Below are 24745 nucleotides of genomic sequence, written 5' to 3'. Positions count from 1 at the left end.
GTCATTAGTCATTAGTCATTAGTCATTAGTCATTAGTCATTAGTCATTAGTCATTGGTCATTAGTAAAAGTAAAGTATTTTGACTTTCTCCCCATCTTTTATTTAGAGGGCCAAGGAATCATAGGGTCATTACCAAGCTTTTGCGAGACTTTGTAGGCACCGTAGCGGTTGAGGTGGCTGGGATCAGAAAAGTAGTCAATTGCTTTAGGATATAGTTGACTCAAGTCTCGATAAATAAAGTTTGGATTATCAGCCAAACGCCGCATATACTGATGGAATTCTTGCTCATATTTTGAGCGGATTTCGTCTAAATAATATGTAGTCAGAGGCATATTGACAAAGACTAAGGTAATTTTCTGAGACTGGGTAAATTCAAGTAGTGCTTGCACAGCAGCATCTTGATCACCTTCGAGTCGAAAAGATTTGTAGTCGTTGTCGTAGTCTCCGGAGACTTTTGTATGTTTTTGATAATACGTAGCAGGCTGGAAGCGGATAGAAAGAGGAAGAAATCCATCAAAGTCAACTGCTTGTGAAGCATCTTCTGGATTGATGCTATTCGATTTTTTATTGGCTGGTTGGGTCGCGTCACTAATAATAGGCAAAGAATTGAATTGTTGCTTCAAAAGATTTTTGAGATTGTCGCGCTTTTGATAGCTAGCAGATAGGGCAGCTAGACCTTTATTTAACCACTCATCTACCGCTTTGTAGCTGCTGCTACCTTGCTGGGTTTCCCCGGTTGTTGTTTCTTTGTCTGTTTGCTGCTCTATGCTGTTGATTGTGTCAGTAGAACTTGTTTTTTCTGGTGTTTTTTCCAATACGTATTGATATCCTGGTGATGTAGCGATCGCTCTAAAGGTAATATCCTCTCGACCGCTGTTAAAAGCACGGGAACCATCTGCCCAAACAATCAGTTTTGGCAGTTCTGCTGGTTGAAGAACTCGACGCAAGATAAAATCGACGACTTGCGCTGTGGCACCATTAATGCCAAAGTTAAAAACATCGATACTAGAAGAACCTTGAGTTGTCAAAGATTTGGAAAGAGCGACAGGATCTATTCCCCTAAGAGCGCGGGAAGAGCCAACAATCAACACATCTGGCGGATGACCAGTTTTTGCCAAACGCTGTTTGTACAGTGCGAGTTGTTCATCTAACTGCTGAGCATTGAAAGTTGGTATCTGCGTTAGCAATCCTCTCGCTTTGTGAGAACGTGTTGCTAAAAGAATGGCAGTTGGTGTTGCCTTTTGCTTCAAGGGTGACGCTGGCAAATTTATTGGTTGGGTCTTATCTGCTTGCGTCAACCCAGAACCATTCGATATATTCTTCCCACCTTGAGGAGATTTTTCTGCATCCGTGGTAGTAAAAAACACAGTTCTTTGTTTCTGCTCAGCCTTAGAAGTCGTAGAGAGTGATTTGGGCGAAACGCTGGCAACCGTGGGTGTTAAGGGTATACTGCGAGACATAACTTTACCCAAAATCCAATCGGTTTGTAAGGTCAACAATAATCCCAACGTACCCCACACCAAGGCAACTCTCAGTCCATGATGGTGATCTGTAGTTTGTTCCTGTGACTGTTCGACATCAGTAAAGAGCTGGGTTGCCAAAAGAATTTTTCTTACAGTTGCGCTCCAATCTTCAGCCACTTGGGTGACAAAAGTGTAAACTTCCTCTGTGGTTTCGGGGCGCAGCACAGGCTGGTCAGCAAAAGAGGGTAAAAGTTCGCGAACTTTGGCAGAAGTTGGAGCAAATTCTGGAGTCGCTTCTGGTTCCAAATGTTGGCGGTGCTGATAATCGACGCCGTAGTGCCAAAAAGGTTCCTTGTTACCAGCACGACGACCATAAACACGGACACCTGCAATTCCAGGGATTTTTAACTGGCGCACAAACTCAGTCACTTTGGAAGCAACTTGTTTGCGTGCTGGACAAACGGGTGCATCACACATTATGTGTAACAAATCCCCTCGAGAGAGCAGAAGGACGCGAATACCTCCGGTTACCAGACGCAAATCCAGGTCAGGGTTGAGCAAACGCTCAAGTAAAAAGACAATAGCATCTTTCTCGCCAGAACTTGCCAGTTCTAGAGCTGATATTGCTAAGGCTGGATGTTCCTTCGCAGGTAAGGAGAACCAATCAACCCATACTGGTTTGTTGTCTGTTGTTTTTTGTCCATACACTGTAGCAGCAACAATGCCTTGGGGGGCTATTGCTTCTAAAAGGGGTCTTATAAACCCTAAACACAGATCCTTCTCTGGTGCTGAGGCACTGAAGAGTGGCTCTGAAGCTGGGGTACAAAATATATGTAGTGTTGATTCTTTGAGAGTTGCTTGTAGTGCGACTTCCGATTCTGACAACGTCTCACTTAACAATCGTGACAGCGCTTGCACATCTCCCCAACGCGCCCATTCCTTAAGCATCACCTCGGGTGGTGTCAAATCCACCCTGATGAGCCAATCTACCTTGTTTTCACCACTGACTCGCGAAGCAATCACAGCATCTTGGTAGCCAGAAAGCTTAAGATGTCGTAATTTTTGGGCGACTGGTTCAGCAATTAAGGATGGATCTGGGCTGTAACTCGATTCACAAAATATCCACAGGCGACTTTGATTTTTCTGATTGTTTTCTGTGGGTTTTTGCTTGATAATCTTAACCTGTACAGCGATACCAAAAGGACTTAGCGTTTCACTAAGGTAGCGAGCGATCGCCTCTGGATGTCCTTGGCGTGCCAAACTTTCGTTAGAAACAATCAGCGCCCCACGAGGTTGTTTGGATTTTTCCTCGTCTTCTAACAGGGCTTGATCCACCTGTTCTAAATGCCGATCAAGTTGATTGAGGTAAACCCTATGACACCATTTCGCTCGCTTTTCCCCTTTTTTCTTTCCGTAGACGAAGACTTGGTAAATCGCGGGTTGCTCAAAGCTAGTTAGCATATCCAAGTCTGTTTGTTGTAATGCTCGCAGCAAATCAGACAGAGTTCGCCAACGTTGAGGACATTCTCGACCTTCACACATAATATGTAGATCGTTTCCTTGCAACCGGACTTTCACCCCGAAAGTGCTAATCCCTGTTGCTTTGCTTACCCACTGCACTAAAAATTTTTGGCGCTCTGGTAATTCTCTTTTCATGGGAAGTTGACTTTACAGGAAGCGAGTGTTGGGGGATAGTACTTTAGCTCACCGGAATGAACCCTACCCTAAGGCGTGCAACCGAGGAGGAAGCAGAAAATAAGCGTTTTCATGCGGGTGCGCATTCCGGTCATTGAATGATCAAGAAACTGGATACTAAGGACTGCTAAGTAGAATGATTCTCAATTCATGATTCTGAATCAGCAATCCCCAATTCCTTGTAAACTAGAACCATAGAATTATCACACTATGTCGTTTTTTTTAACACTTTTGTTACCTTATAACGAAAGCAAAATCGGCAAAGATAGTTGTGTAAACAAAGCAAGATTCACTTTTGTCTAGTTTTGGGTTTCGTTCCTTTCATTATTGAACTCCTAGGAAATACCAATGTCACCTGTCACGGACCGTCCTTCATCTGATTCTGGATTAAATCTAGTTTTGTTTACCATTCCCCAGTCTTTCCTGTTGCAAGTTGGTACAGTGTCTATATTACTGCTGCTATACGCTTCAAAAACTGCCGGAGAAAACTTACAAGCGCTTGGAGAAGCAAGTGAAGAATTGTTTCGAGGCGATCGCCTACCCATTCTTAACTTCCCTGAGCACAACGAAGAATAACGAAGCGAAAACATAGACTTTGGATACTCAATGCTTCTGTGGCAATTGCCATAACGAAGAAAGTTCCAAACAAAGATTCATAAATATTAACCTCCTTAACCACAATAAAGGATATGAGTTCCCTTTTATACTCTTTTACTCAGGCAGTGAATATCTACCCCGCCTCCGATTTATTTTTGCGCCATCGCCTCCAAGTCGTCGAGGAATTGTGGGAGTCTGTTCTTCGGCAAGAATGCGGTCAAAAGATGGTAGACTTACTGCGCCAACTACGGGATTTTTGTTCGCCAGAGGGACAAGCAATCAACGACCAAGCTTCCTCTGTATTCAAGTTGATAGAGCAGCTGAACATCAACGAAGCAATTCGAGCAGCTCGTGCTTTCGCTTTGTATTTCCAGTTGATCAATATCATAGAGCAAGACTACGAACAACGGCAGCAATTAATTCGTTATGAGGTAGAAACAGAGCAAGGCACTCAAGAAACTCTACCAGATTTCATATGTTCATCAAACCAGGAAGAAGCAGAAAATCCTGTTAACAGTGGACTAGGAGCAGACTTGCTTACCAAAAGTTGGCAAGTCAACAATAACGGCAAAAAAAGAGGGACTTTCGTCACTTTGTTCCCTCATTTATTCAAACTCAACGTACCACCACAGCAAATTCAACGTCTCATTGCTCAGTTGGACGTGCAGCTTGTGTTCACAGCCCACCCAACGGAAATTGTCCGTCATACAATTCGCGATAAGCAGCGGCGCGTGGTTAATCTGTTGCAACAGTTGGATGCAGTGGAAAAACGCTCGACCAATGGTGGTCCGGCTTGGGAAGTGCAAGAAGTGCGAGAACAATTGCTCGAAGAAATCCGCCTGTGGTGGCGTACCGACGAGCTACACCAGTTTAAACCTGAGGTATTAGATGAAGTAGACTATGCCTTACACTACTTCCAAGAAGTGATATTTGATGCGATTCCCCACTTGTACAAACGCTTCAAATATGCACTGTCTACCACTTTTCCCTGGTTGGAACCTCCCAGCAAAAACTTCTGTAAGTTTGGCTCTTGGGTAGGAGCAGATAGGGATGGGAATCCATCGGTGACACCAGAAATTACCTGGGAAACAGCCTGCTATCAGCGCAATATGGTGTTGGAAAAATACATCAAGTCGGTGAAGAAGTTGATTAACTTGTTGAGTTTATCGCTGCACTGGAGTGATATATTACCAGACTTGCTAGAATCTTTGGAGTTGGAGCAATCTCAACTCAGTGAAGTGTACGAGCAACTGGCTCTGCGCTTTCGCCAAGAACCATATCGCTTGAAGCTCTCTTATGTGCTCAAGCGGCTGGAAAATACTCGCGATCGCAATTTAGCTCTGTATAAACGGGAAACTCTCAAGAGCAATAATATCCCCATTTACCACTCAGGAGCAGAGTTTTTAGCAGAACTGCGTCTGATTGAACGCAACTTGACAGAAACAGGTTTAAGCTGTAGGGAATTGGAAAACCTGATATGTCAGGTAGAAATTTTTGGTTTTAACCTGACGCATCTCGACATCCGCCAAGAATCATCGCGTCACTCAGATGCTTTAAACGAAGTCCTAGAGTACTTGGGAGTTTTGAACAAACCTTACGACGAACTAACAGAGGACGAGAGAGTTGCTTGGCTGGTTTCCGAACTGCAAACACGCCGTCCGTTAATTCCAGCAGAACTGCCATTTTCCGAAAAAACGAACGATGTTATTCAAACTTTACGCGTGGTGCGATCGCTGCAACAAGAGTTTGGTCATAACATCTGCCAAACTTACATTATCAGTATGTGTCGCCAAGTAAGCGACGTGCTGGAAGTGTTGCTACTCGCTAAGGAAGCTGGACTTTATGATCCCGGTACTGCTGTTGGTACTATTCAAGTCGTTCCCCTGTTTGAAACGGTAGAAGACTTGCGGCGCTCAACAAGCGTCATGCGAGAACTGTTTGCGTTGCCCTTGTATCGTGCTTTGCTAGCAGGAGGATATGAAGCAGGGGGAGATAAGGGAGATAAGGGAGATAAGGGAGATGAGGGAGATAAGGGAGCAACATCCTCCTCATCCTCCTCATCCCCCTCATCCTCCTCATCCTCCTCATCCCCCTCATCCTCCTCATCCCCCTCATCCTCCTCATCCTCCTCATGCCCACTCACGCCCAATTTACAAGAAGTGATGCTGGGGTATTCTGACAGTAATAAAGACTCTGGATTTTTAAGCAGTAACTGGGAAATCCATAAAGCTCAAAAATCACTACAGAAAGTTGCAGAAGAATACGGTGTGAATTTGCGGATTTTCCACGGACGCGGTGGTTCTGTTGGACGCGGTGGTGGTCCAGCTTATGAAGCTATTTTGGCTCAACCTGGTCACAGTATCAATGGACGCATCAAAATTACTGAACAGGGAGAAGTTTTGGCTTCTAAATACTCCTTGCAGGACTTAGCACTGTATAATCTGGAAACGATCACCACTGCTGTCATTCAAGCGAGCTTGCTGCGGACGGGGTTCGATGATATAGAACCTTGGAATGAAATCATGGAAGAGCTAGCAGCGCGATCCCGTGCTCACTACCGCAACCTCATCTACGAACAACCTGATTTTATTGACTTCTTCCATCAAGTTACCCCAATTGAAGAAATTAGCCAGCTACAAATTAGCTCTCGTCCTGCGCGTCGTCCATCTGGGAAGAAAGATTTAAGCAGCCTGCGGGCAATTCCTTGGGTGTTCAGTTGGACACAAACCCGCTTCTTGCTACCTTCTTGGTATGGTGTTGGTACAGCATTGCAAGAATTCTTAAACGAAGAACCACAAGAACATCTGAAGTTGCTGCGTTATTTCTATATCAAGTGGCCCTTTTTCAAAATGGTGATTTCCAAGGCAGAAATGACCTTGGCAAAAGTAGACTTACAAATGGCGCAGCAGTATGTTCAGGAATTGTCCCAGCCTGAAGACAAAGCCCGTTTAGAGAAGGTTTTTGAACAAATTGCCAATGAATTCTACCAGACACGGGATTTGGTTTTGCAAATCACCGGTCATCAACGGCTTTTGGATGGAGACCCCATATTGCAACGCTCAGTACAATTACGTAATAGTACAATACTACCGCTAGGCTTTATACAAGTTTCCCTGCTCAAGCGCCTACGCCAAGCTCGAACTAATGTAACCTCCGGAGTCATTCACTCTCGTTACAGCAAAGGCGAGTTGTTGCGAGGGGCATTGTTAACCATCAACGGGATCGCCGCAGGCATGAGAAATACTGGTTGATCCGCTACACTGAGTCAAAAGTCATGAGTCTAAAGTCCACAAGTTTCGACTAATGACTCTTGACGAATAGATCTCTTGCAAAATTAAAAAGAAGCACCCCCCTCAGTCCCCCCGCAAGCGGGGGGAAGCAATAAAAATCTTGTTCCCTCCCCGTAAACGGGGAGGGTTAGGGTGGGGTTCTAGGGACTTACGCAAGAGGTTTAATAACTAATGACTAAAAATCGAACTTTAATTTGCACCTTTTTAGCACTCCTGTCAGGGTTGTCTGGAGGTTACATTGCAGGGCAAATCGCTATAACTCTCCACACTCAAAAGTGTCAAAACCAACCTTGGGGCTTGAAGGAGATGTGTAACGCTTTGGTAACACCAGGCGCAGTTTGGCAAGGTAGCACAACAGGGCTGTGGACAGGAACTGTTTTGGGTGCGTTTGTTGGAGGTTTAGTGACACGCCAAAATCGGCAATAGGAAGAAGAAACAGAGAAGACACAACAAAGAAGAAAAATTTCCCTTTTCAGTCTTCTCTCTTCACTCTTGATTCTTAACTATCAGTTGGGGCTGTTGGCGTTTGTGGTTTCCTGAGAGTTTTCCAGGAGTTTGTGCTGGTGTCAAAACAACGCCAAGTTCCCTCAGAAGGCTCCTGGTAGCAAAACACAGAGCGATCGCCAGCGTTAAAATTGTCAGTTAAATAATATACAATTCCTCTAAAAGGATGGGTTTTTCGACTCAACCGTTTAGCTACTGCTTGATTGGGACATTCTACGACAAATACGGGTTGTCCATCCAAATGACCCAAAGAGAAGATACACATCCGTAAAATGGCTCGCAACCAGCTTTCTGAGTTATCAAAATAATCATCAATGATTTTGTTGGTTAGAGCTTTTTCTAGGGCACGGTCTTGTTGACGAGGAGTGTGAGGGTCTGACATAGCGCAACTATTATGCTTTACCGTTGGTTTGAGATTAAACCAAAAGCTCCAAAAGTGACAAGCGTATGTCGAAACATACAGCAATAATGCTCAACAGAAGCCAAAAGTCAAGAATATAGCGCTGACTGGGGATTAGGGATTGGGGAACTCGGGGTCCCCTCTGGGGATGAGGGGCAATGGGGATTGGCGGTACAACACGAAAAATTATGTCCGGGGCAACAAAGCCCTCCGAAAGAAAGGAAATGCACCTTGACTGGTAAAATTCTCTAGTAAGGGTGAGACTAAATTGCATGACTACTGAAATTAACCAAGAGAACCAAGCAACCAAAGGCGCTGATGCCATTGATGAAGCAATTGAGCGCGGAATTGATTTTGATGGTTCCCCTATTCCCCCCGCCAAGCTGGAACTTTATCACAAAGTCATGGGGCTAGAAGCGAACAGACAGCGCAGCGGAGTCAGCAATACTATGCGATCGCGCATTGTGCGAATTGGAGCAAAACACATCCCCCAAGCAGAACTCAACCAACAGCTGATAGACGCTGGCTTTGCTCCCTTGAAAGAAAAAGAAATTGCCTTTTTCTACGGTCCAAAGTGATACCAAAGGGCAGTGCGCTCCCGCAGCGATCGCTGTCTCCCTGCGGAAGACAGTGTGGATACTTCAAGATGTCCTATCTATATTCACTTGAGGTGTGAGGAATGAGAGGTCATTTATAAAGTAAATATTAAGTAGGGTGTCCTGCGGCTATGTAAGGATTTGAGCGTCTTGTGAGAGTAGGAATGAGCCGTAACGCACCGCATAAGCGTGGTGCCGTACTTTGGGCTTTAACGCACCTTACAATTTAAGGTTTACTTTATAAATCATCTCTGAAGCTTAAACAAGTTTTTCTTGTACTGAACTACCCCCTGCCTTTAGGCATGGGGTAGTTCAGATAAAGGGCCTGTATTCGCTTACACAATTAGCGGTTCTTATATCGTTGATTTTCAGTCGGGACAGCCTTCAATTACAGTACCTGCTGGCAAAGCGATTATAGAACCAATTAATCTCGTTGTGCGTGCTAGGAATCCTAGCTCAACGGAGCCAGCGACATTAGTATTATTTCAGGTGAGAAAGCCTGGGACTGCCTTCCTGGATCCTGTATCTAAATAATTTAGCAACCGTCAGCTTTTTACAATTATTTGCAAAGAGTTTTATTTTGACCGAATTTCGGCATCACCCCCTTAAAAGTAATACAGGGGGTTTTACATATGGTTTCAATGCCAAAAATCCGTGACATTATACCCTAGTTCCGTTAACATTTGCCGTAAGAGAGGTAAACTCAGTCCAATGACATTGCTGTAGCAACCTTCGATTTTTTCTACAAACAGACTTCCACGACCTTCAAGGGCAAACGCACCAGCACACTTTAAAGGTTCACCTGTGGCGACATAAGCGTCAATGGTGCGATCGCTCAGTTGTGCAAAGTAAACTCTTGTTACCTGGTACTTGACTAAAGTTATCTTTTGTGTATTGTCTATTAAGGCATGACCCGTGTAAAGGTCGCCAAAACGACCTTGCATTTTTTGCCAGCGTTGACGTGCTTGTTCAGCATCTGCTGGTTTGCCATGAATTTCGCCGTTAATAGCCAAAACCGAATCACAACCCATGATTAAAGCAGATTGAAACTGAGGGGCTACAGTTTCTGCCTTTCGTTGGGCTAAAGTTTTTACCAATTGTGCAGGTTCATTTATTTGGACTTGTGACTCATCAAAGTCACTGGCACAAACGAAAGGCTGAATTCCGGCTGTTTGCAGCAAGCGGCGTCGTGCAACAGAAGCAGAGGCGAGTACAAAGGATGGGCTGCCCATAGGAGGAGTATGGAAGTAAAACTAGTAAACTGAGAAAGACTCTAGTGATTCTTCAATTAATCGTTTGACTCTACCCCAACGTCTTTCAGGAATTGAGGCATTGAACGTAAAAAGTTTGCCACGGCTGACAGCAACACTAGCAAGGTTGTGGCGTTGTTGGTTCTTAGGTAGAGAAATTGTATACTCTAAAAGATAATATGTTTTTCCGTTAGATTCCCGCTCTGCGGCATTGACTAACTCAGCTGTGCGACCAGAACCTTCAGGAGCAAGAGCGTTTTTTCCCAACTTATATCCTACTTCTCCTGGTGTCCCTAGTTCTTTCAAAGTTTTGCCTTCTGGAACTGGACTAATCACTACAGAAATATTTTCAGTCACCCCAATTATGTCGTGGAACACCACATCCGGACCGTCGGCAACTTTAACTTGCACCCAGCCGTTAGGATATAAAAACTGATAACCATCAGTGGTGTCTACATAGCTTTTAAGTCCAGCTGCAGCCGCCGCGCTAGAATGACTCAAGCTGAAGCTAAACACCAAGAGCAAAATCAATACAATTCTTTTCCACATTTCTACAGTTTCCTTTAGGCTGGAAGCAACACAAGCCAAGTGTATTTTCTCGTTTTCATTGTCCCATGTATGCTGACAACTTACGAACTACGCTGGTTTTACCCAGGCACAATACCGCAAGAGGTTGAACTTTGGTTTGAGCAAAATTGTCTGATTTCACCGCTACAACCACCAGAAGAACGGGAAGATTTGTATCTTTACTCACCAAGGTGTGACTTCTTGGGAATCAAATTGCGTCAAGGACGGCTAGAAGTCAAATGGCGCAAAGCAGAATTAGGCGTTGGGCGTTTTGGCGAATTCGTCTTGGGTAACACAGAGAAATGGGGCAAGTGGCTGTGTTGTGACCCTACAAAAGAAAGTTTTCAACCAAACCTCGTTCTAGACAACCCTTCATGGGTAAGTGTCCAGAAAATTCGCTATTCACAACTTTACCAAGTTTTCCCTGAGTTTCCACCACAACCTGTTGTTTCAAAAAATGAAGGTATCGACAACGGTTGTACAGTAGAACTTACCCATCTGATCATTCAAGAGAATGCTTGGTGGAGTCTTGCGTTTGAAGCTTTTGGCGAAGATACTCGTTTGATGGAGAACCTTCAGACAACAGCAAGTTGGGTATTTAAAACTTATCGTGGCTTAAAGTTGCTTGCTCTTAATTCTTACGCATACCCAAGTTGGCTAGCGCTTGTTTGTCGGTGACTGTTTACAAAACAAGTTACAAAACAAGCAAAAATCACCCAGCTGGGTACTGCTGTGCCTAATAACAGGGAACTAGGATATCAGAGGACAAACCAGGTGTAAAAGGTTATACTATTGCTGTTTTGGCACACACCAATGGCTGTAAAGGTACCGAAGTTCATAAAGAGTTGCAACACGAGGAATTGTTCGCCTTTGGGACTGACAAGCTGTATCCATCATCAGACCATGGGCTTGTCTTGTCATTAGCCATTCTTTGAGTTACTAAATCAATCCAGGTCAGAATAATTACAAGGAAAGGTTTTATGGGTTTGGACAAAGGTTACGGTGTTTTAAAATGTCATGCGATCGCTGGCAAGAAGGAACTTGACAAAGATGCCCCGCATTATCAAGTTCATGTGAAGGACGATCAGTTTTCGTATCGTCTTGCAATCAACGTTAGATCAGTTCAGCAACCTTTCGATTTGTTCTATTTTGTCGATGATGATTTTGAACATTTCATCACTGACAAACTCGATAAATTGAACTTTGGCTTTACGGAGATTGAGGAGTTAGAGAGAAAGGCTGGGGAAATTGCACTGGACTACATCCGAGCAAACTTATTTAAAGTCGATAATCTGAAACCATTGCCCTTCAATTTACCTGGAGAAAACAACGACCTCAACGAGTTGATTGACTCGCACATTCAACGGGCAATTGACACTCAAGCAGTTGTCTATGCCTTTGGGGAACCGTGGGGAGCAGAAAATAAGCCTGACAAAGTGTTCGACTTTGAACCGGGAAGAGGCGTTCATAATATTCATATGAACCAGGGCAACAGTGGGAATTTTGCCAGGGAAAATGGGGTTTTCCAAGATGGGGCGTTGTTGATTCATTATCCCTCTGCGCAAGGCTCACACGACCACTGGGTTGCGGCATTTTTTGCATTTCAATCCCAGTCCTTCCACACTGATGATCGTACTGGCAATCCCATAGCCATAGATCAAAGGGTGGGAACTGAACCAGTGGAACCAGGTGTTTCTGCTGTGAAGGCCCAGGTAAAAATTGTTGCTGCTTTGGTGAATCCTCGTAAGGAAGATACAGGCAAGGAGTCTATTACTTTAATCAACTCTTCACCAGAAAAAGTTGATTTGACCAATTGGGCAATTGCTGACAGCCTCAAACGTAAGCACCGCCTTGAAGGGTTGAGTATCTCACCTGGCGGAGTTGTCACAGTGTCTTTAAGTGGAGAAAATATTCAGCTTTCCAATAATGGGGGCATCATCACCCTTCTTGATGACAAAGGAATTAAGATTGACGGTGTTTCCTACACGAAGGAAGATGCCCAACAGCAGGGTTGGACGATTGTGTTTTGATTTGTTGTTAGTTGTTAGTGTCTGTTCTTGCTAACTACTAACAATTAACTATTGTGCTTGCAGTACTACCAATGTCATATCATCGGTGTTTTGCTTATCGCCACCAATAAATTGTTGCACTTGGTTAAATAAATAATCTAGAATTTCCTCTGGTCCACTACAAATCCTACAAGCGTAGCTAAATACGACCACGAGGTTTTCTTCATCAAAGCGATCGCCACTTGCAGCTGCTGCATCGGTCAAGCCATCTGTATAATAAAGAACGATATCTCCCGGCTCTAACTGTGCCTGACCATCTTCGTATTGGTTGTTAGCATCTAAACCGATAAGCATTCCAAAGGTATCTAAACGACTCACTGTTTTCGTTGCCGCATGCCACCACATTGGCGGATTGTGTGCTGCATTACTGAAAGACAAAATCCGTGTTTTGGGGTCATATTCTGAGTAAAATAGAGTGACAAAGCGGTGGGAATTTTCCAAATCTGCATACATCACTCGATTCAAGTTTTGCAGGATTCGTTTCGGGGGATGACCGTGTAACACTTCTCCCCGCAGCATTCCCCGCATCATAGTCATAATCAGTCCTGCAGGGACTCCTTTGCCCATAACATCACCAATCACTAAAGCCCAGCGACCATCTGCATCTAAACCGCCTTTGTTGTTTGGCTGAATTTGATTATGATTTGTGGGAATAAAGTCGTAGTAGTCTCCGCCAACACGATTGGCTGGTTTACAGCTTGCGGCAAGGGCAACACCTGAAATATTAGGGCATTGGCGTGGCAGAAGTCGCCTTTGAATTTCTGCGCCAATTTCTAGTTCTTGGTCTAGGCGTTCTTTTTTCCTCAGTTCTACGGCAAGTTCATCATTTTCTATTGCTACAGCCGTTTGATCTGCCACTAGGCGGACTAACTTTTGTCTGGTTTCTGTCCAAGTATATTCTGGTTCGCGACTCAAAACGTAAAGCCATCCCCGTTCTGTATGCTTTACCAGAATCGCCGTACCAAAGATTTGTATATCTGGTCCCAAGCAGCGATGCATATAGTCATCCAATGCACCCGTGGTCATTGCTAAAGGTTGGGTATTGGGGACATATGTGATTTGACTCGTTGCTGTTTCTAGTGCCTTGCGGATATTCTTACGCTGCCCACTATCCTGCCAATGCAGCTGTTCTAATCTCACTTGACCATTGGGTTTGTACAGAAATAGGGCACTACCATCTGCATCTGTGACTCTTGTTGCCATCAAAGGAATCAGTTCCAAAAACTGATTCAAATTATTGAAGCTTCGCAAAGCAAATCCCAAAGAACTCAGTAAATCTTGAATTTTATTTTGTTCTCGGTGCAACCGTGCCACGAGTTCTTTGAGTGCCACAACTGGAGTGACCTGAGTTGTCGGGGCACCACTATTACTGTCAGTTGGTTGAGACGGTGGTTGAGGCACAGTTACCATTGTGATCTACATTATTTTTGTTTTATATTCCTTATAAATACTTTCGTTTTTGGATTGCTAAACCATATTGTGACAAACCTGTCAGTTTAACAAGAGTAGAAAAACGTAAGGTCTAAATTCTAAAAGTCTTTCATATTTCATTTGCTTATTTAATTTTTTAATATTAATTTAGAGTCATATATTTTTAGCACAAAACGACCTGCACAAAACAACCATTCTAGATACACGCTGATAAGCTCCAAAATATATCATACTTTAATAACTTAGTCATATACCTTTGGATATATAAAATAGCTTGGCTTCTCAACCGCTAAGTGTCAAGAATGCCTGCTTGTACCTCAGGGTCTGATCATTGTAAAGGCTTACCCTTATCCACATACCTAAAAATATGTAAACAAAAATGCATTGTAGATAAATCATCACACCAACAGGTACAAGCTGGGGCACGAAATCGAAAAACAGTATAAATTAGAACGTTTCATCTAAAAGTTAGACAATCAGTTGCTGTTTCACCGTCACTCTTTAAATCTTTAATTTACCACTAGAGAATATTTTTAAATATTAAGTCAGGGAATTTTGACTTACAGCGGTTTTCTTTCGGGTGGGCATTGCCACTTAACGTTTAAACCTTTATTCCACGTTGATTTACCCCACCCCTTAATCCCCTCCCCTTGCAAGGGGAGGGGAGGTTTTGGCGCAAGACAAAACCGGGGTAGGGTTCTAACTGTATTGCAACGAAACCAGAAGCGCTGTCAGGCAGAACGTCTCCACAATCAAATCGCTGTGCAGCAATCTTCAATAATTTATCAAGCTAACCATTCAAGAGTGCTTCCACAAACTCATAGCTAGAAAAAGGACGCAAATCTTCAATTCCTTCCCCAGCACCAATAAAACGAATAGGTAAGCCTAACTGCTGCACCACGGCAAGGGCAACGCCTCCTTTAGCAGTACTATCCAGCTTAGTCAAAACGACACCACTCAGTTGTGCGGCTTCCGAAAAGACCTCAGCTTGCCGCAATCCATTTTGACCTAAAGTTGCATCTAAAACCAAAAGGGACTCGATTTTAGCACCGGGGGCTTTTTTGTCAATAATGCGACGAATTTTACTGAGTTCGTCCATCAAATTTTTTTTATTTTGTAGTCGTCCGGCGGTATCCACCAGAAGTAATTCTATTTCTCGTGCTGTGGCAGCAGAGATGGCGTCAAACACAACTGCTGCTGGATCTGCATTCTTCGCAGGATTGGAAATAACTTCCACACCACTTCTAGTGCCCCAAATCTTAACCTGTTCCACAGCGGCGGCGCGGAAGGTGTCCGCTGCACCAATCAAGCATTTATAGCCGGATTTATTTGCTAGGTGTGCGAGTTTACCAATGGTGGTAGTTTTGCCAGCGCCATTTACCCCAGTAATTAACCAAACGTTGAGAGTTTCTTTTTCTGGGACAAAGATAGGCTTACTAGATTGTTTGACTGGTGCATCCAGCATATCTCGCAAGATGCTTTTCAGGTAGGCGATCGCCTCCTCTGGTGGCAGGACTTCTTGACGAAGCTTGTTCTGTAAAGTATTGATGATGTAATCTGTTGCTTCCACACCGACATCGGCTTGTAAAAGCAATGCCTCAATCTCCCCTACGGCTGCTTGGTTAAGTGGTCCTTGTCCGACAATTGCCTTGAGTTGGTTGAGGATGTTACGGCGGGTTTTGTCTAAGCCTTGTCGCAGCTTTTTCAGCCAAGTGATTTCTTCAAAAGAAATGTCTTCTGGACGCCTCCCTTGTGCCGCCAGGACTTCTGTTGACCATAAGAATCCTTCATCTAAGTCTAATCCAGGAATTTCCCCTGTAACCTCTGGTGCAGTGGTAGTTGCAGCTGTCTGCTGTTGAACCTCTGGTTCTGGGACTTCTATTGCGGTTGCTATGAGTCTTTCTTGTCTTGCTTGCCGTTCTGCTGCTGCCCTTTCTAAAAATGATAAAGTTGCAGGTGGTGTTGGCGGCGTTACCTCTTGTGTTATCGGTGGTTCAGTGGGTTCTGGTGAAGCGACATCTGTGGTCATGAAGCTGTCAGCATCTGGTTCTTCGGCAATTTCTGGTACCTCTGGTGGTGTGCTGAGTTCATCTGTGCCATCTGGTTCTTCGGCAGTAATTTGGTCCGCAGTTACAACAACTTCTTCTGGGGGTTGTGCCGTTTCTGCCTGAACTGGTTCTGTTTCAGGTTCTTCTGGTGGTGCTTCGGCTATTACCTCAGTTTCTTTTGTTTCTGCTGGCTGAGGTTGTTGCCTTTGCTGAATATTTTTATAAGCAGCTTTCGCATAAGCCAGTAAGTCAGTCGCTACCTCAGGTGCTGTTTCTGAGGTTGAGGTTTCGGCTGGTTGTGGTTGAGGTTCTTTTGCAGCAGGAGTTTCTTCCTGCTTTTGTTGAGAGGGAGTACCAGAAGGCTCGTTATGTTGACGGCGGAACCAATTAAAAACCATTGCAGCTAGTTAGTTATAAAACTTAAGTTTTTATTTAAGTTTATGAGTTTAATTCAACTTTTAACTTTTTCTTGAGGAAATCTTTGCCACAAATGATAACAAATCCCTGCTTTACCCCACCCGCGCACATCAAGCACCCTCCCCTTGCTAAGGCGAGGGTTGGGGAGGGGTAACGCGAGGACTGCAATAATAACTAATCATCCGAACTTGATATGATTCACCGCTTCCAACGCAAAATCTCCTACCCCTTCCCCCGCAGGTGGGAGAGAGGTTAGGAAAAAATTTGATTGCCAAGGGTTGAGTGGCACGAATAAAGTGAGTTGGCATTCTTGACTGAATAACTGAACCTTTTATGGAGTACTTGCTACCTTTCTTTGGTCAGTGACTCGGCGCAGAACACCATTAATAAATCGATGGCTGTCTTCTTCACTGTAGCGCTTAGCTAACTCTATGGCTTCGTTAATTGTCACGCTTTCTGGAACTTGAAGATACTTCATTTCTGCGACAGCGATTCGCAGTATATCCCGGTCAATGTGTGCCAGGCGAGTGACTTGCCAATCTACCAGGGCAGTAGCAATTTCCTCGTCTATGGTGTTTCGGTTTTCATTAACAGCGATGATAATGTCTTTGGCGTACTCGCGGACTTCTCTGTCTTGATTAGCTAGTTGAATGAGTTCCGGAAATTCAATAGTCGCAGCCAACTTGTTGATTGCTGTTTGCGTGTGGACGATCGCCTCTTTTACCATTGTTCTGGCGGTATTGAGGTCACTGGCGCGTGTTTCGCTAGTCAAAAGGCGATCGTTACTGCGTTGCAGTTCCCCAGCCGCATTGTCTAAAGTATCTTGAACTTCGGAGCGCAGGGTGCGTACTGCTGCTAGCACCAACTTTGGTACGAGTTGCTCTTGTGGTATTTTTTCTAATTTTTTCGGATTCATTGGCAGTTGGCTTAGGCTTAATAGTGCCAACTCCCGAGCTATTTGACGTGGTTTACGCTCTTGCATAAAAGTGAGTTCAGAGTATATGAGGAAGAATTTTTGGTTTTAGGTTGAGAAGTGGCAGACAAGAATAACTGCTCTTGTCTAATAACCCATGACTAATGACTAATCACCAATAACTACATGATTTTAAGTTTCTTCGAGAGGAATAACCTGCCGTTTTGCTTCTAAGGGTGGCACTTCTCGTTGGCGTTCTTTAGAAATAACCAACTGAGTTAAGGGGGTATTGGGAGCAACAATGCCACCAGAAACTACAATTTTAAACGCATCTTCAATGGACAATGACAGATTTATAACCTCGTCTTCCGGAACAACTGCATACCATCCAGTCGTGGGATTCGGGGTTGTTGGTATGAAAACGCTCAACATCGGGCGAGACATCTGAGCCTGGATCTCGCTACTCATGATACCCGTAACAAAGCCGATCGCCCAGATTCCTGCACGTGGATATTCTACTAAAATCACACGGCGAAACTTGCCGTTGCTATCTTTTAAGAGTGTTTCTAGAAGTTGCTTGAGAGTTTTGTAAACCTGTCCAGCTAGGGGAATTGCCTGCAACAGCCGCTCACCTACATCTAGTAACCACCGTCCTGCAATATTTCGAGCCATCAAGCCAATCAGCAGAATACTCAGTAGTGGTACCATCAGTCCCACTAAGAGATCCAATAGATTCACCAAGATGGGGTGCATTCCCTGAAATGGATTTAGTTGTTTGGGAATTTGGGTGAGAAAGTTGATGACCCAATTTGCAATGGTAATCGTGAGCCAAATGGTAGTTGCAAGGGGAATCACGACCAACAACCCAGCAATTAGGTCATTTTTGAGGTCTTGTTTCCAGCGATTGATTGCCAAGTCCCTATTCTCCTTTTTTAGGCAAGTCGAACTTCTTTTATTGGTACTTATACCAGTAGGTTCGTCAATGCTTCGGACTTCGGCGTGAGCTCAGTGGAACGCTTCCGGACGCATTGACCTCGAGCGTAACCGAGGGGTCAAATGGGGAGGACAGTCTTGTGCAGTTTGGAGTGGTGGTTTTTGCCGAAGCCCGCTTCTTGCTTGACGGGCAAGATGCCGCCAGTATCTGTCCAACACGGCATAGAGTGAGCACTAATGCCGCAAAAAATGCCTGCTTTTGCAGCAAACCCAGCCATTTTCCTGACTGTGTGCAAATAGACGGAGACCAAGCAGGGTGGGGGCTAGCTAGTCTAACGACTTGTGACTTTTCTTTTTAAGACTTATAAACTATTGTTGCAAACCTTTTAACGTATTACTAATACTACCTTGCTACATAAAAAGCTGCTCATTGTTCTAGGAAGGGATCACCGAACTTTGTTAGTATTTTTGCTCACAAGTGGCGCTCTCTGCGGCACAATCATCTCATCTAGAATTCTGTGAAAAATATGAAGTTCTATAAAGTATAACATTAATGAAATTTAGTTGTTATTTGGGCGTCGCATAAAAATCAATTTTGGGGTAGTAGAGCAAGTGAAATCTTGCACCGTTCAAAGCTGACCTGGTTTGCCCGCTCGCAGTTTCAATTCTATGGTTAATTTCAGCCCTAAAGCATATTGCCAATTAGTTCTCCCCCTGATATTTGAGTCAGTGTGAAAGTTTAGAAATTTGAATTCCGTCGGAAGTCAAAGAAGCTTTCCAGACACTCTTGCCAAGCAAGATTGCGACTCAATTTTTGCTGACTCCAAGAAAGTGCAGCTTGCTCAAAAATTTCAGAGAAACTGGGACACAAAGGAGCGAGATTCGCTAGGCGATTGACTTTGATTTTTTGGGCGATCGCCATTGCAATAACATTAATTAACTCTCCTGCTTCTGCACCTAAGAGCGAAGCGCCCAAAATTTCACCATTGCGTAGGACAATGAGTTTACAGATACCCGTAGTTTCGTCTCGGATTTGGGCAGCTGATAATGTTTTAAAGAACTGCCGCAAAACAATAACTTCATCAGGACTATATCGGCGTTTGGCTTGCGCTTCTGTTAAACCGACTTGTGCGAATACTGGGTTAGTAAAGACTGCCCAAGGAATATGCCGATAATTGACTTTCAACCTAGGGAAAAAGAGTGCATTTTGCAGGGCTACTCTCGCTTCGTAATGAGCAATATTGACAAATTCATACCCACCAATCACATCACCACAAGCCCAAATACGCTTGTTGGTAGTTTGCAGTTTATCATTCACCAGCAGGCGGCGCTGATTCCATTTCACGTCTACCGCTGCCAAATTTAAAGATTCAATATTTGGCTGCTGTGCTGTCGCGACTACGATTTCATCTGTTTCAATCGCCTTATCTCCCACTTGAAGCCATTTTTTATCCTCAATTTGTCTCACCTGAGTAACTCGTGTTTTGGTAAAGACGCGCACACCTTCTGCTTCCAACTGGCTGCAAAGCATTTGGGCTATCTCAGAATCAACATCGGGAAGAATATTTGGGTGTTCTACAACCAAGGTCACATCATAACCAAACCGCGCTAGAGTTTGAGCTAGTTCGATGCTTTGGGGAACACCGCCAATAATCACCCACTGTTTAGATGGTGTAGAACTGCTCAAGAATTGCCAAATCTGAGGTATGGTCAAAAATCCAGTTCTTTGTAATCCTTCAATCTCTGGAATTGCCGGACGCGAACCCGTAGCAAGCAAATAGCTGCGTGCGCGTAGCGTTCGCCCATCAACGGCAAATGAGAGATGGGGTGAGGATTCAAATTGACCATTGGCGATAATCACATCAACTCCTTGGGCAGCTAAAACGGCAGGTGAATGCTGCTCTTGGAGATTGGAGACAACGCCATGAGCATATAACATGGCTTGGGGTGCATGAGCAGAAATTTGGCATTTTTCTGAGTTATCAGCACATGAGGTCTGAAGCCCAAATAGTGTTGCATCACCCAGTTTTTTGGCAAGGTTGCTGATGTAGTTTAAAGCGTGGTGAGAAAGAAACTCGTAAGGTGCGTTTAAGTTTGTTAATGCACCCTTTGTCGTTGGTTCCACCAAAGCAACCTTGGCTCTGAGTTGAGAAGCAGTAAGGGCAGCATAGCGTCCAGCTAAACTGCCACCAATAACCACAACATCGTAGTCAATAGTCACGTTATTTGTCCTTTGTCTTTTGTCAATTGTCCTTCGTCAATTGTCCTTTCTCTTAATGACTAATGACTCATCACTAATGACTAATGATAGAGCTTCTAGCAGGCGTTGGTTATCTAACCCTGAGCGTACGGCTACCCGGAAATACCTATCGCCTAGCTCCGAAAAACTTAGGCAATCACGGATCAAAATCTGGTGATGCTTGAGTAATTTTTGCTGCAACTGTGAACTAGATTGTTGTGATTCAACGAGTAAAAAATTAGCCGCACTTTGCAGGGGTTGCAATCCGCTTAAAGAAGCTAAACCCTGGAAGAGTTGATCTCGTGCTGCTGGTAGCCAAGCCCAGGTTTGCTCTTGAAACTCTTTATCCTTAAGCGCAGCGACTGCTGCCGCTGCTGCCAAGGTATTTACGGGCCAAGGGTCACGCCACAACTGCCAGCGCTGCAAACGATCGGGGTGGGCGATCGCATATCCCAGTCGCAAACCAGGCAGACTGTAGAACTTGGTGAGCGATCGCAAAATCACTAAATTTGGATATTCCTGCACCACCTCTATCAGGCTTTGTTCCTGTCCTGGGGGCAGAAAATCCATAAAAGCTTCATCCACCACCACCAAGGCAAATTCCTTCAAGTATGGCAAAATGGCTTCCCGCGAAAATAACTTCCCCGTAGGATTATGGGGGTTATTCAGCAATAGTCCTTTGTCGTTTGTGAGACCAGTCCTGAAGGCGGGTTTCCCGCCGTAGGGAACTGGCGAACCCGTAAGGGTCGTTTGTCTTTTGTCATGGATAACTGACAAATGACGAATGACAAATGACTCTTGACCGTTAGTCCCGAAAGACAAAGGAAACTCCAGTACCTCAGCGTGGTATGCCGCCAGCGCCCGATAGTAGTCGCCAAAGGCTGGAGTTATCAAAGCTGTTGCGGCTAACTGTGCCAATTCCCGACCTGCTAGTGAAAGTAATTCTGCCGAGCCGTTACCCGGCAAAATCCATTCAGGAGGCAGTTGATGAAAGTGACTGAGACTTGCTCTCAGTTCACCATAATCAGGGTCTGGATAGTGCCTGAGGTTGCCCAATTGGGATTCAATTGCCGCTAAGGCACTGTTTGGAGGTCCCAAGGGGCTGATGCTGGCAGAAAAATCCAGAATAGCACTTGGGGGACAGCCAGCTAACGCTGCTGCCCAAGCTAGATTTCCCCCGTGTGCAGGTTGCCGCATAGAAAAAGGGTGTCCTAAAGAACCAAAACAGAACCTAAGATTTTGGGGGTGCAACCTTTTCTCTAAACAATTTCCCAGCGGAAAAAGCAGGCACCTTGGTTGCCGGGATTTCCATCTTCTCATTTGTTTTGGGGTTGCGACCTTCGCGGGCTTTACGTTCCCGTGATTCAAATGAGCCAAATCCCACCAAAGTGACTTTATCGCCAGAGGAAACTGCTTCGATGATGGTTTCCAAAGCCGCAGTTAAGACTGCATCAGCTTGTTTTTTAGTAACACTAGCCTTTTCAGCTACGGCATCAACCAATTCACCTTTGTTCATGTCAAACTCCTAATTGTTTACTTGAGATTGTGTACAGAGACGCCCTGACACATCTTTACTTAAATCTCTGTTTGGAGATCTACAAAAGTCGCCCTTATGAGTCTTTATGCTTAAAGAGGCTGTAATTCCCATAGGCTCGACTTTTCAATGAATCATTCTAAAGTGTCGTAGCCAGAAGTGGATAGATGAAACCATTAATTTATATAGATTTCAGGATTTTTTTTATAAATCGGGCAATAGTTTCACGAAAAACCACCCCTAAAGTAGGAAAAAATACTTAGTAAAAACCCCTGTTGCTAGGGGAACAGGGGGGAGTGGAGGGATAAACAGGTGGAATGGTAGTTAGTCTTTGTTAAGTTTAATGACTGTATTTTAATGACTATATGGGCTTGAGCTTATTGAGATTGAGATCCCCGACTTCTTTAAGAAGTCGGGGATCTTGTTTTGATTCGTGACGTTGCCATAAGTTAGGCCAAGGATTTGTGGAGATGCCATCCGATTCAGTAGGGAAGCTGTTTCGCTCATCGCTGTATTTTAACGCTTTGGCACCTGTAAACCACCACGTTCAAGGATTTGCCGTACATCTGGGCTAGGGGTGTAGTTATAGCCAAAAGAGGAGCGCTCTGAATCTTCTACAATTTGAGGCGTTAGCAATACAATCACCTCGCTGCGATCGCTAGTTTTGTTTGTTCTTCTAAATAAAGCACCGAGGATAGGAATATCACCTAAAATGGGAACTTTTGTTACACTTACCCTATCAGAGTCCTGGATGATACCGCTGAGAATAAGCGTCTGACCGTCGCGGAGGCGAATGAGACCTGATTGCAAACTTCTTTCTGCAAGTAAAGTAATTTCACCATCCTCAGGAGTCTGTATTGAACTATTAGGTGCAGATACAGTAGGCGCAACAGACAAGGACACAAAGCCGTTGTCATCAACTCGCTCCACTCTCACTCTCAAAGTCAGACCTGCTTCCTTAATAATAGGTTTTCTATTAGAAATAATTTGTCCGGTTAATAAATTTACTCCAGTGGTTTGTCCAGTTGATGAATTGGTTCCAGTGGTTTGTCCGGTTGATGAATTAGTTCCAGTTACAGATGATACTTCAACACCTCCATACACTTGCGCAGTTAACTTTACTAAAGCTTCCTGACCTTCTTGTACTGTCAAAGTCGGATCAGTCAAAATCTTGGCATTGCCATTCGTAACTTGAGCTTGCAAATTAGCAACGAAACGTCTAGAGACTCCATTTGGTCTAGAACCAAAATTCAAACCTACTGCACCACTATTATTACTAAAGAAGTTGTTGCCTATGCCAAAGGAGAAGCTGGTGTTAAAGTCCTTTGTGTTGCGTAAATTAACATCGATAATCCTGACGTTAATGACCACTTGCCGACGGCGGACATCAAGCTGAGTGAGTTGAGCCATTGCAATCTCAATCAGCCTAGGAGGGCCAACTAAGGTAATAGAATTAGTGCGCTCATCTCCTAATGCCTGTACACCTCGAAGTAAGGGGTTAGAGTCTTTAAAATCAACGCGTTGAGTTTCAACTCTGGTTTCTATGGTGGTCTGGCTTTGGGTGACTGCGGTATTAGCTGCACCACCCACAGGTACAGCATTTACACTGGTAACTTGCCGTTCGCGGCTGACAGCACTTTCTGCTCCTAAGGCAACCAAAAAGTTTAGTGCTGTTCCCACCGTTACCTGATTGAGCCGCACACCACGCACAATCACATCACGGGTGGAATTAGGCAGTTTTGCTCCAACAAAAATTGTCCGTCCGCTGCGGTTCGCTTCAAGACCACTCAAGCGCAAGACATAGTTAAAAACATCTTGAACTGGCTCATTTTCTATATCCAACGAGATCGTTGGTCCGTCACCCCCAGGAATACCTTGCTGTCGCTGCTGTCCTCCAGAAGCTTGCCCACCTGCTTCTCTTCCCGCAAAAGCCAGGTTAAGACCAGCAGCACGGGCAAGCAGTGACAAAACCTCGCGTACCGGAGCGTCTCGCAACACTAAGCGAGACACTCGTTCTTGAGTTCCCAAGTCAATATTGCTAGGAGAAGCATCAATATTTGAAATGGCTATATCCCCTACTGGTGGTGCAACCGCTCTGGGTAAGAAAGGTGGAGCTTGGTTCGTGTTTGAAGCTGGTCCTTGTGTAGGTGTGCCGTCAATGCTAACTTGGGGGTTGGGAACGAGAACGTCTGGCTTTTGACTTTGTTGAGGTGGAGAAGTCGGCGCTGCTTGTGTTCCCTGTGCTGAGGTAAAACCAAGAATAATTTCATTTTGCTTTCGCACTACAGGTTGATTGTTGGGGGTGCTGCTCGTTCCGGTCACTATCACTTGGATGCTAGTAGGATCAAGTTGATTAACTGTCACTGAAGCAATGCCTGGAGCCGGATTGTCTTGGCGGAAACTATTTCTTTGTGGTAAACGTAATTGAGTATTAATAATATCTGCGACTAAAGTATTACCTTTTTTTGTCGTAAAAATTTGTGGGCGTGAGCCTGAGGCAGTTGTTAATACAATATTTATTCCACCATTAACTGGACTAAGCTGCACTCCAGTAATTTCAGTAGTCTGTGCCGATACTGGTTGAGCCGCTAAAAAAACAATTGCAGCGGCATCTAACACAACACTACTAGCGTGAAGCTGTTTCACAGTTCATTCCTCATAATTGGAAAACGATTAAGTAACTGCGTGAAATGAAACGTAAAATATACTCCTGGTTTGTAGTGAGTACTTTAGTACTCAGAGCAAGGGAGTGAGGGAGTGAGGGAGTGAGGGAGTGAGGGAGTGAGGGAGTGAGGGAGT

The 24745-nt window shown here is 44.4% G+C and carries 19 protein-coding genes; 6 read left to right on the top strand and 13 right to left on the bottom strand.

Annotated features, from left to right (window positions below; translation table 11 throughout):
- Positions 1–98 precede the first annotated feature (98 nt).
- Positions 99–3119 carry a DUF1574 family protein gene (locus ACM0OZ_RS42415; RefSeq protein ID WP_414588898.1) on the bottom strand — a complete coding sequence of 1007 codons (3021 nt, stop codon included), beginning with the start codon at positions 3117–3119 and terminating at the stop codon, positions 99–101.
- A gap of 387 nt (positions 3120–3506) precedes the next feature.
- Here ACM0OZ_RS42415 and ACM0OZ_RS42410 point away from each other — a divergent pair, with 387 nt between their 5' ends.
- The 3 genes from ACM0OZ_RS42410 to ACM0OZ_RS42400 all read left to right on the top strand — a co-directional run bounded on the left by ACM0OZ_RS42410 (position 3507) and on the right by ACM0OZ_RS42400 (position 7471).
- On the top strand, positions 3507–3734 hold the full coding sequence (locus tag ACM0OZ_RS42410) for a hypothetical protein (RefSeq protein ID WP_414588897.1): 228 nt from the start codon (positions 3507–3509) through the stop codon (positions 3732–3734).
- Between the two features lie 113 nt (positions 3735–3847).
- Positions 3848–7006 carry a phosphoenolpyruvate carboxylase gene (locus ACM0OZ_RS42405; RefSeq protein WP_414588896.1) on the top strand — a complete coding sequence of 1053 codons (3159 nt, stop codon included), beginning with the start codon at positions 3848–3850 and terminating at the stop codon, positions 7004–7006.
- A 210-nt stretch (positions 7007–7216) separates the two neighbouring features.
- On the top strand, positions 7217–7471 hold the full coding sequence (locus tag ACM0OZ_RS42400; protein WP_414588895.1) for a hypothetical protein: 255 nt from the start codon (positions 7217–7219) through the stop codon (positions 7469–7471).
- 73 nt (positions 7472–7544) lie between these two features.
- Here ACM0OZ_RS42400 and ACM0OZ_RS42395 read toward each other — a convergent pair whose 3' ends face one another.
- On the bottom strand, positions 7545–7931 hold the full coding sequence (locus ACM0OZ_RS42395; RefSeq protein ID WP_414588894.1) for a hypothetical protein: 387 nt from the start codon (positions 7929–7931) through the stop codon (positions 7545–7547).
- Positions 7932–8221: 290 nt separating this feature from the next.
- Here ACM0OZ_RS42395 and ACM0OZ_RS42390 point away from each other — a divergent pair, with 290 nt between their 5' ends.
- A complete protein-coding gene (locus ACM0OZ_RS42390; protein ID WP_414588893.1) occupies positions 8222–8527 on the top strand; it encodes a DUF4090 family protein in 306 nt (101 codons plus the stop codon).
- Between the two features lie 656 nt (positions 8528–9183).
- Here the strand turns inward: ACM0OZ_RS42390 and ACM0OZ_RS42385 are convergent.
- Together ACM0OZ_RS42385 and psbP are read right to left on the bottom strand one after the other, a co-directional pair.
- The gene (locus ACM0OZ_RS42385; RefSeq protein WP_414588892.1) at positions 9184–9777 is read right to left on the bottom strand and encodes a Maf family protein; all 594 of its coding nucleotides are present in this window, start codon (positions 9775–9777) and stop codon (positions 9184–9186) included.
- A 21-nt stretch (positions 9778–9798) separates the two neighbouring features.
- Positions 9799–10344 carry a photosystem II reaction center PsbP gene (gene psbP / locus ACM0OZ_RS42380; protein WP_414588891.1) on the bottom strand — a complete coding sequence of 182 codons (546 nt, stop codon included), beginning with the start codon at positions 10342–10344 and terminating at the stop codon, positions 9799–9801.
- A 69-nt stretch (positions 10345–10413) separates the two neighbouring features.
- Here psbP and ACM0OZ_RS42375 point away from each other — a divergent pair, with 69 nt between their 5' ends.
- A complete protein-coding gene (locus ACM0OZ_RS42375) occupies positions 10414–11040 on the top strand; it encodes a hypothetical protein (RefSeq protein ID WP_414588890.1) in 627 nt (208 codons plus the stop codon).
- A gap of 111 nt (positions 11041–11151) precedes the next feature.
- Here the strand turns inward: ACM0OZ_RS42375 and ACM0OZ_RS42370 are convergent, their stop codons facing one another.
- On the bottom strand, positions 11152–11283 hold the full coding sequence (locus tag ACM0OZ_RS42370; RefSeq protein WP_414588889.1) for a hypothetical protein: 132 nt from the start codon (positions 11281–11283) through the stop codon (positions 11152–11154).
- Positions 11284–11342: 59 nt separating this feature from the next.
- Here ACM0OZ_RS42370 and ACM0OZ_RS42365 point away from each other — a divergent pair, with 59 nt between their 5' ends.
- On the top strand, positions 11343–12392 hold the full coding sequence (locus ACM0OZ_RS42365) for a DUF2278 family protein (protein WP_414588888.1): 1050 nt from the start codon (positions 11343–11345) through the stop codon (positions 12390–12392).
- A gap of 48 nt (positions 12393–12440) precedes the next feature.
- Here the strand turns inward: ACM0OZ_RS42365 and ACM0OZ_RS42360 are convergent, their stop codons facing one another.
- The 8 genes from ACM0OZ_RS42360 to ACM0OZ_RS42325 all read right to left on the bottom strand — a co-directional run bounded on the left by ACM0OZ_RS42360 (position 12441) and on the right by ACM0OZ_RS42325 (position 24592).
- Complete coding sequence (locus ACM0OZ_RS42360; protein ID WP_414588887.1) at positions 12441–13841, bottom strand: GAF domain-containing SpoIIE family protein phosphatase; 1401 nt, start codon at positions 13839–13841, stop codon at positions 12441–12443.
- Positions 13842–14652: 811 nt separating this feature from the next.
- Positions 14653–16308 (bottom strand): signal recognition particle-docking protein FtsY, encoded by a 1656-nt coding sequence (gene ftsY / locus ACM0OZ_RS42355; RefSeq protein WP_414588886.1) that lies wholly within the window; start codon positions 16306–16308, stop codon positions 14653–14655.
- A gap of 350 nt (positions 16309–16658) precedes the next feature.
- On the bottom strand, positions 16659–17309 hold the full coding sequence (gene nusB, locus ACM0OZ_RS42350; RefSeq protein WP_414588885.1) for a transcription antitermination factor NusB: 651 nt from the start codon (positions 17307–17309) through the stop codon (positions 16659–16661).
- Positions 17310–17432: 123 nt separating this feature from the next.
- Positions 17433–18206 (bottom strand): DUF502 domain-containing protein, encoded by a 774-nt coding sequence (locus tag ACM0OZ_RS42345; protein WP_414588899.1) that lies wholly within the window; start codon positions 18204–18206, stop codon positions 17433–17435.
- Positions 18207–18912: 706 nt separating this feature from the next.
- A complete protein-coding gene (locus ACM0OZ_RS42340) occupies positions 18913–20394 on the bottom strand; it encodes a dihydrolipoyl dehydrogenase family protein (protein WP_414588884.1) in 1482 nt (493 codons plus the stop codon).
- Between the two features lie 36 nt (positions 20395–20430).
- Positions 20431–21609 carry a threonine-phosphate decarboxylase CobD gene (gene cobD / locus ACM0OZ_RS42335; protein ID WP_414588883.1) on the bottom strand — a complete coding sequence of 393 codons (1179 nt, stop codon included), beginning with the start codon at positions 21607–21609 and terminating at the stop codon, positions 20431–20433.
- A gap of 34 nt (positions 21610–21643) precedes the next feature.
- A complete protein-coding gene (locus ACM0OZ_RS42330) occupies positions 21644–21928 on the bottom strand; it encodes an HU family DNA-binding protein (protein WP_009457351.1) in 285 nt (94 codons plus the stop codon).
- Positions 21929–22462: 534 nt separating this feature from the next.
- Entirely contained in the window at positions 22463–24592 is a 2130-nt protein-coding gene (locus tag ACM0OZ_RS42325) for an AMIN domain-containing protein (protein ID WP_414588882.1), read from the bottom strand.
- Positions 24593–24745: the final 153 nt, after the last annotated feature.

It is taken from the genome of Scytonema sp. PCC 10023 (assembly GCF_963920835.1).
Lineage (GTDB): Bacteria > Cyanobacteriota > Cyanobacteriia > Cyanobacteriales > Nostocaceae > Kalymmatonema.
The sequence above is the reverse complement of the archived record's forward strand: the minus strand, read 5'-3'. Positions and strand labels throughout refer to the sequence as shown.

What these genes read in the sequence shown, in the direction of transcription:
- nusB (WP_414588885.1), bottom strand. Translation starts at nt 17,309, where the DNA reads ATGCAAGAGCGTAAACCACGTCAAATAGCTCGGGAGTTGGCACTATTA.
- ACM0OZ_RS42390 (WP_414588893.1), top strand. Translation starts at nt 8,222, where the DNA reads ATGACTACTGAAATTAACCAAGAGAACCAAGCAACCAAAGGCGCTGAT.
- ACM0OZ_RS42405 (WP_414588896.1), top strand. Translation starts at nt 3,848, where the DNA reads ATGAGTTCCCTTTTATACTCTTTTACTCAGGCAGTGAATATCTACCCC.
- ACM0OZ_RS42330 (WP_009457351.1), bottom strand. Translation starts at nt 21,928, where the DNA reads ATGAACAAAGGTGAATTGGTTGATGCCGTAGCTGAAAAGGCTAGTGTT.
- ACM0OZ_RS42375 (WP_414588890.1), top strand. Translation starts at nt 10,414, where the DNA reads ATGCTGACAACTTACGAACTACGCTGGTTTTACCCAGGCACAATACCG.
- ftsY (WP_414588886.1), bottom strand. Translation starts at nt 16,308, where the DNA reads ATGGTTTTTAATTGGTTCCGCCGTCAACATAACGAGCCTTCTGGTACT.
- psbP (WP_414588891.1), bottom strand. Translation starts at nt 10,344, where the DNA reads ATGTGGAAAAGAATTGTATTGATTTTGCTCTTGGTGTTTAGCTTCAGC.
- ACM0OZ_RS42370 (WP_414588889.1), bottom strand. Translation starts at nt 11,283, where the DNA reads ATGACAAGACAAGCCCATGGTCTGATGATGGATACAGCTTGTCAGTCC.
- ACM0OZ_RS42415 (WP_414588898.1), bottom strand. Translation starts at nt 3,119, where the DNA reads ATGAAAAGAGAATTACCAGAGCGCCAAAAATTTTTAGTGCAGTGGGTA.
- ACM0OZ_RS42410 (WP_414588897.1), top strand. Translation starts at nt 3,507, where the DNA reads ATGTCACCTGTCACGGACCGTCCTTCATCTGATTCTGGATTAAATCTA.
- ACM0OZ_RS42395 (WP_414588894.1), bottom strand. Translation starts at nt 7,931, where the DNA reads ATGTCAGACCCTCACACTCCTCGTCAACAAGACCGTGCCCTAGAAAAA.
- ACM0OZ_RS42385 (WP_414588892.1), bottom strand. Translation starts at nt 9,777, where the DNA reads ATGGGCAGCCCATCCTTTGTACTCGCCTCTGCTTCTGTTGCACGACGC.
- cobD (WP_414588883.1), bottom strand. Translation starts at nt 21,609, where the DNA reads ATGCGGCAACCTGCACACGGGGGAAATCTAGCTTGGGCAGCAGCGTTA.
- ACM0OZ_RS42400 (WP_414588895.1), top strand. Translation starts at nt 7,217, where the DNA reads ATGACTAAAAATCGAACTTTAATTTGCACCTTTTTAGCACTCCTGTCA.
- ACM0OZ_RS42360 (WP_414588887.1), bottom strand. Translation starts at nt 13,841, where the DNA reads ATGGTAACTGTGCCTCAACCACCGTCTCAACCAACTGACAGTAATAGT.
- ACM0OZ_RS42365 (WP_414588888.1), top strand. Translation starts at nt 11,343, where the DNA reads ATGGGTTTGGACAAAGGTTACGGTGTTTTAAAATGTCATGCGATCGCT.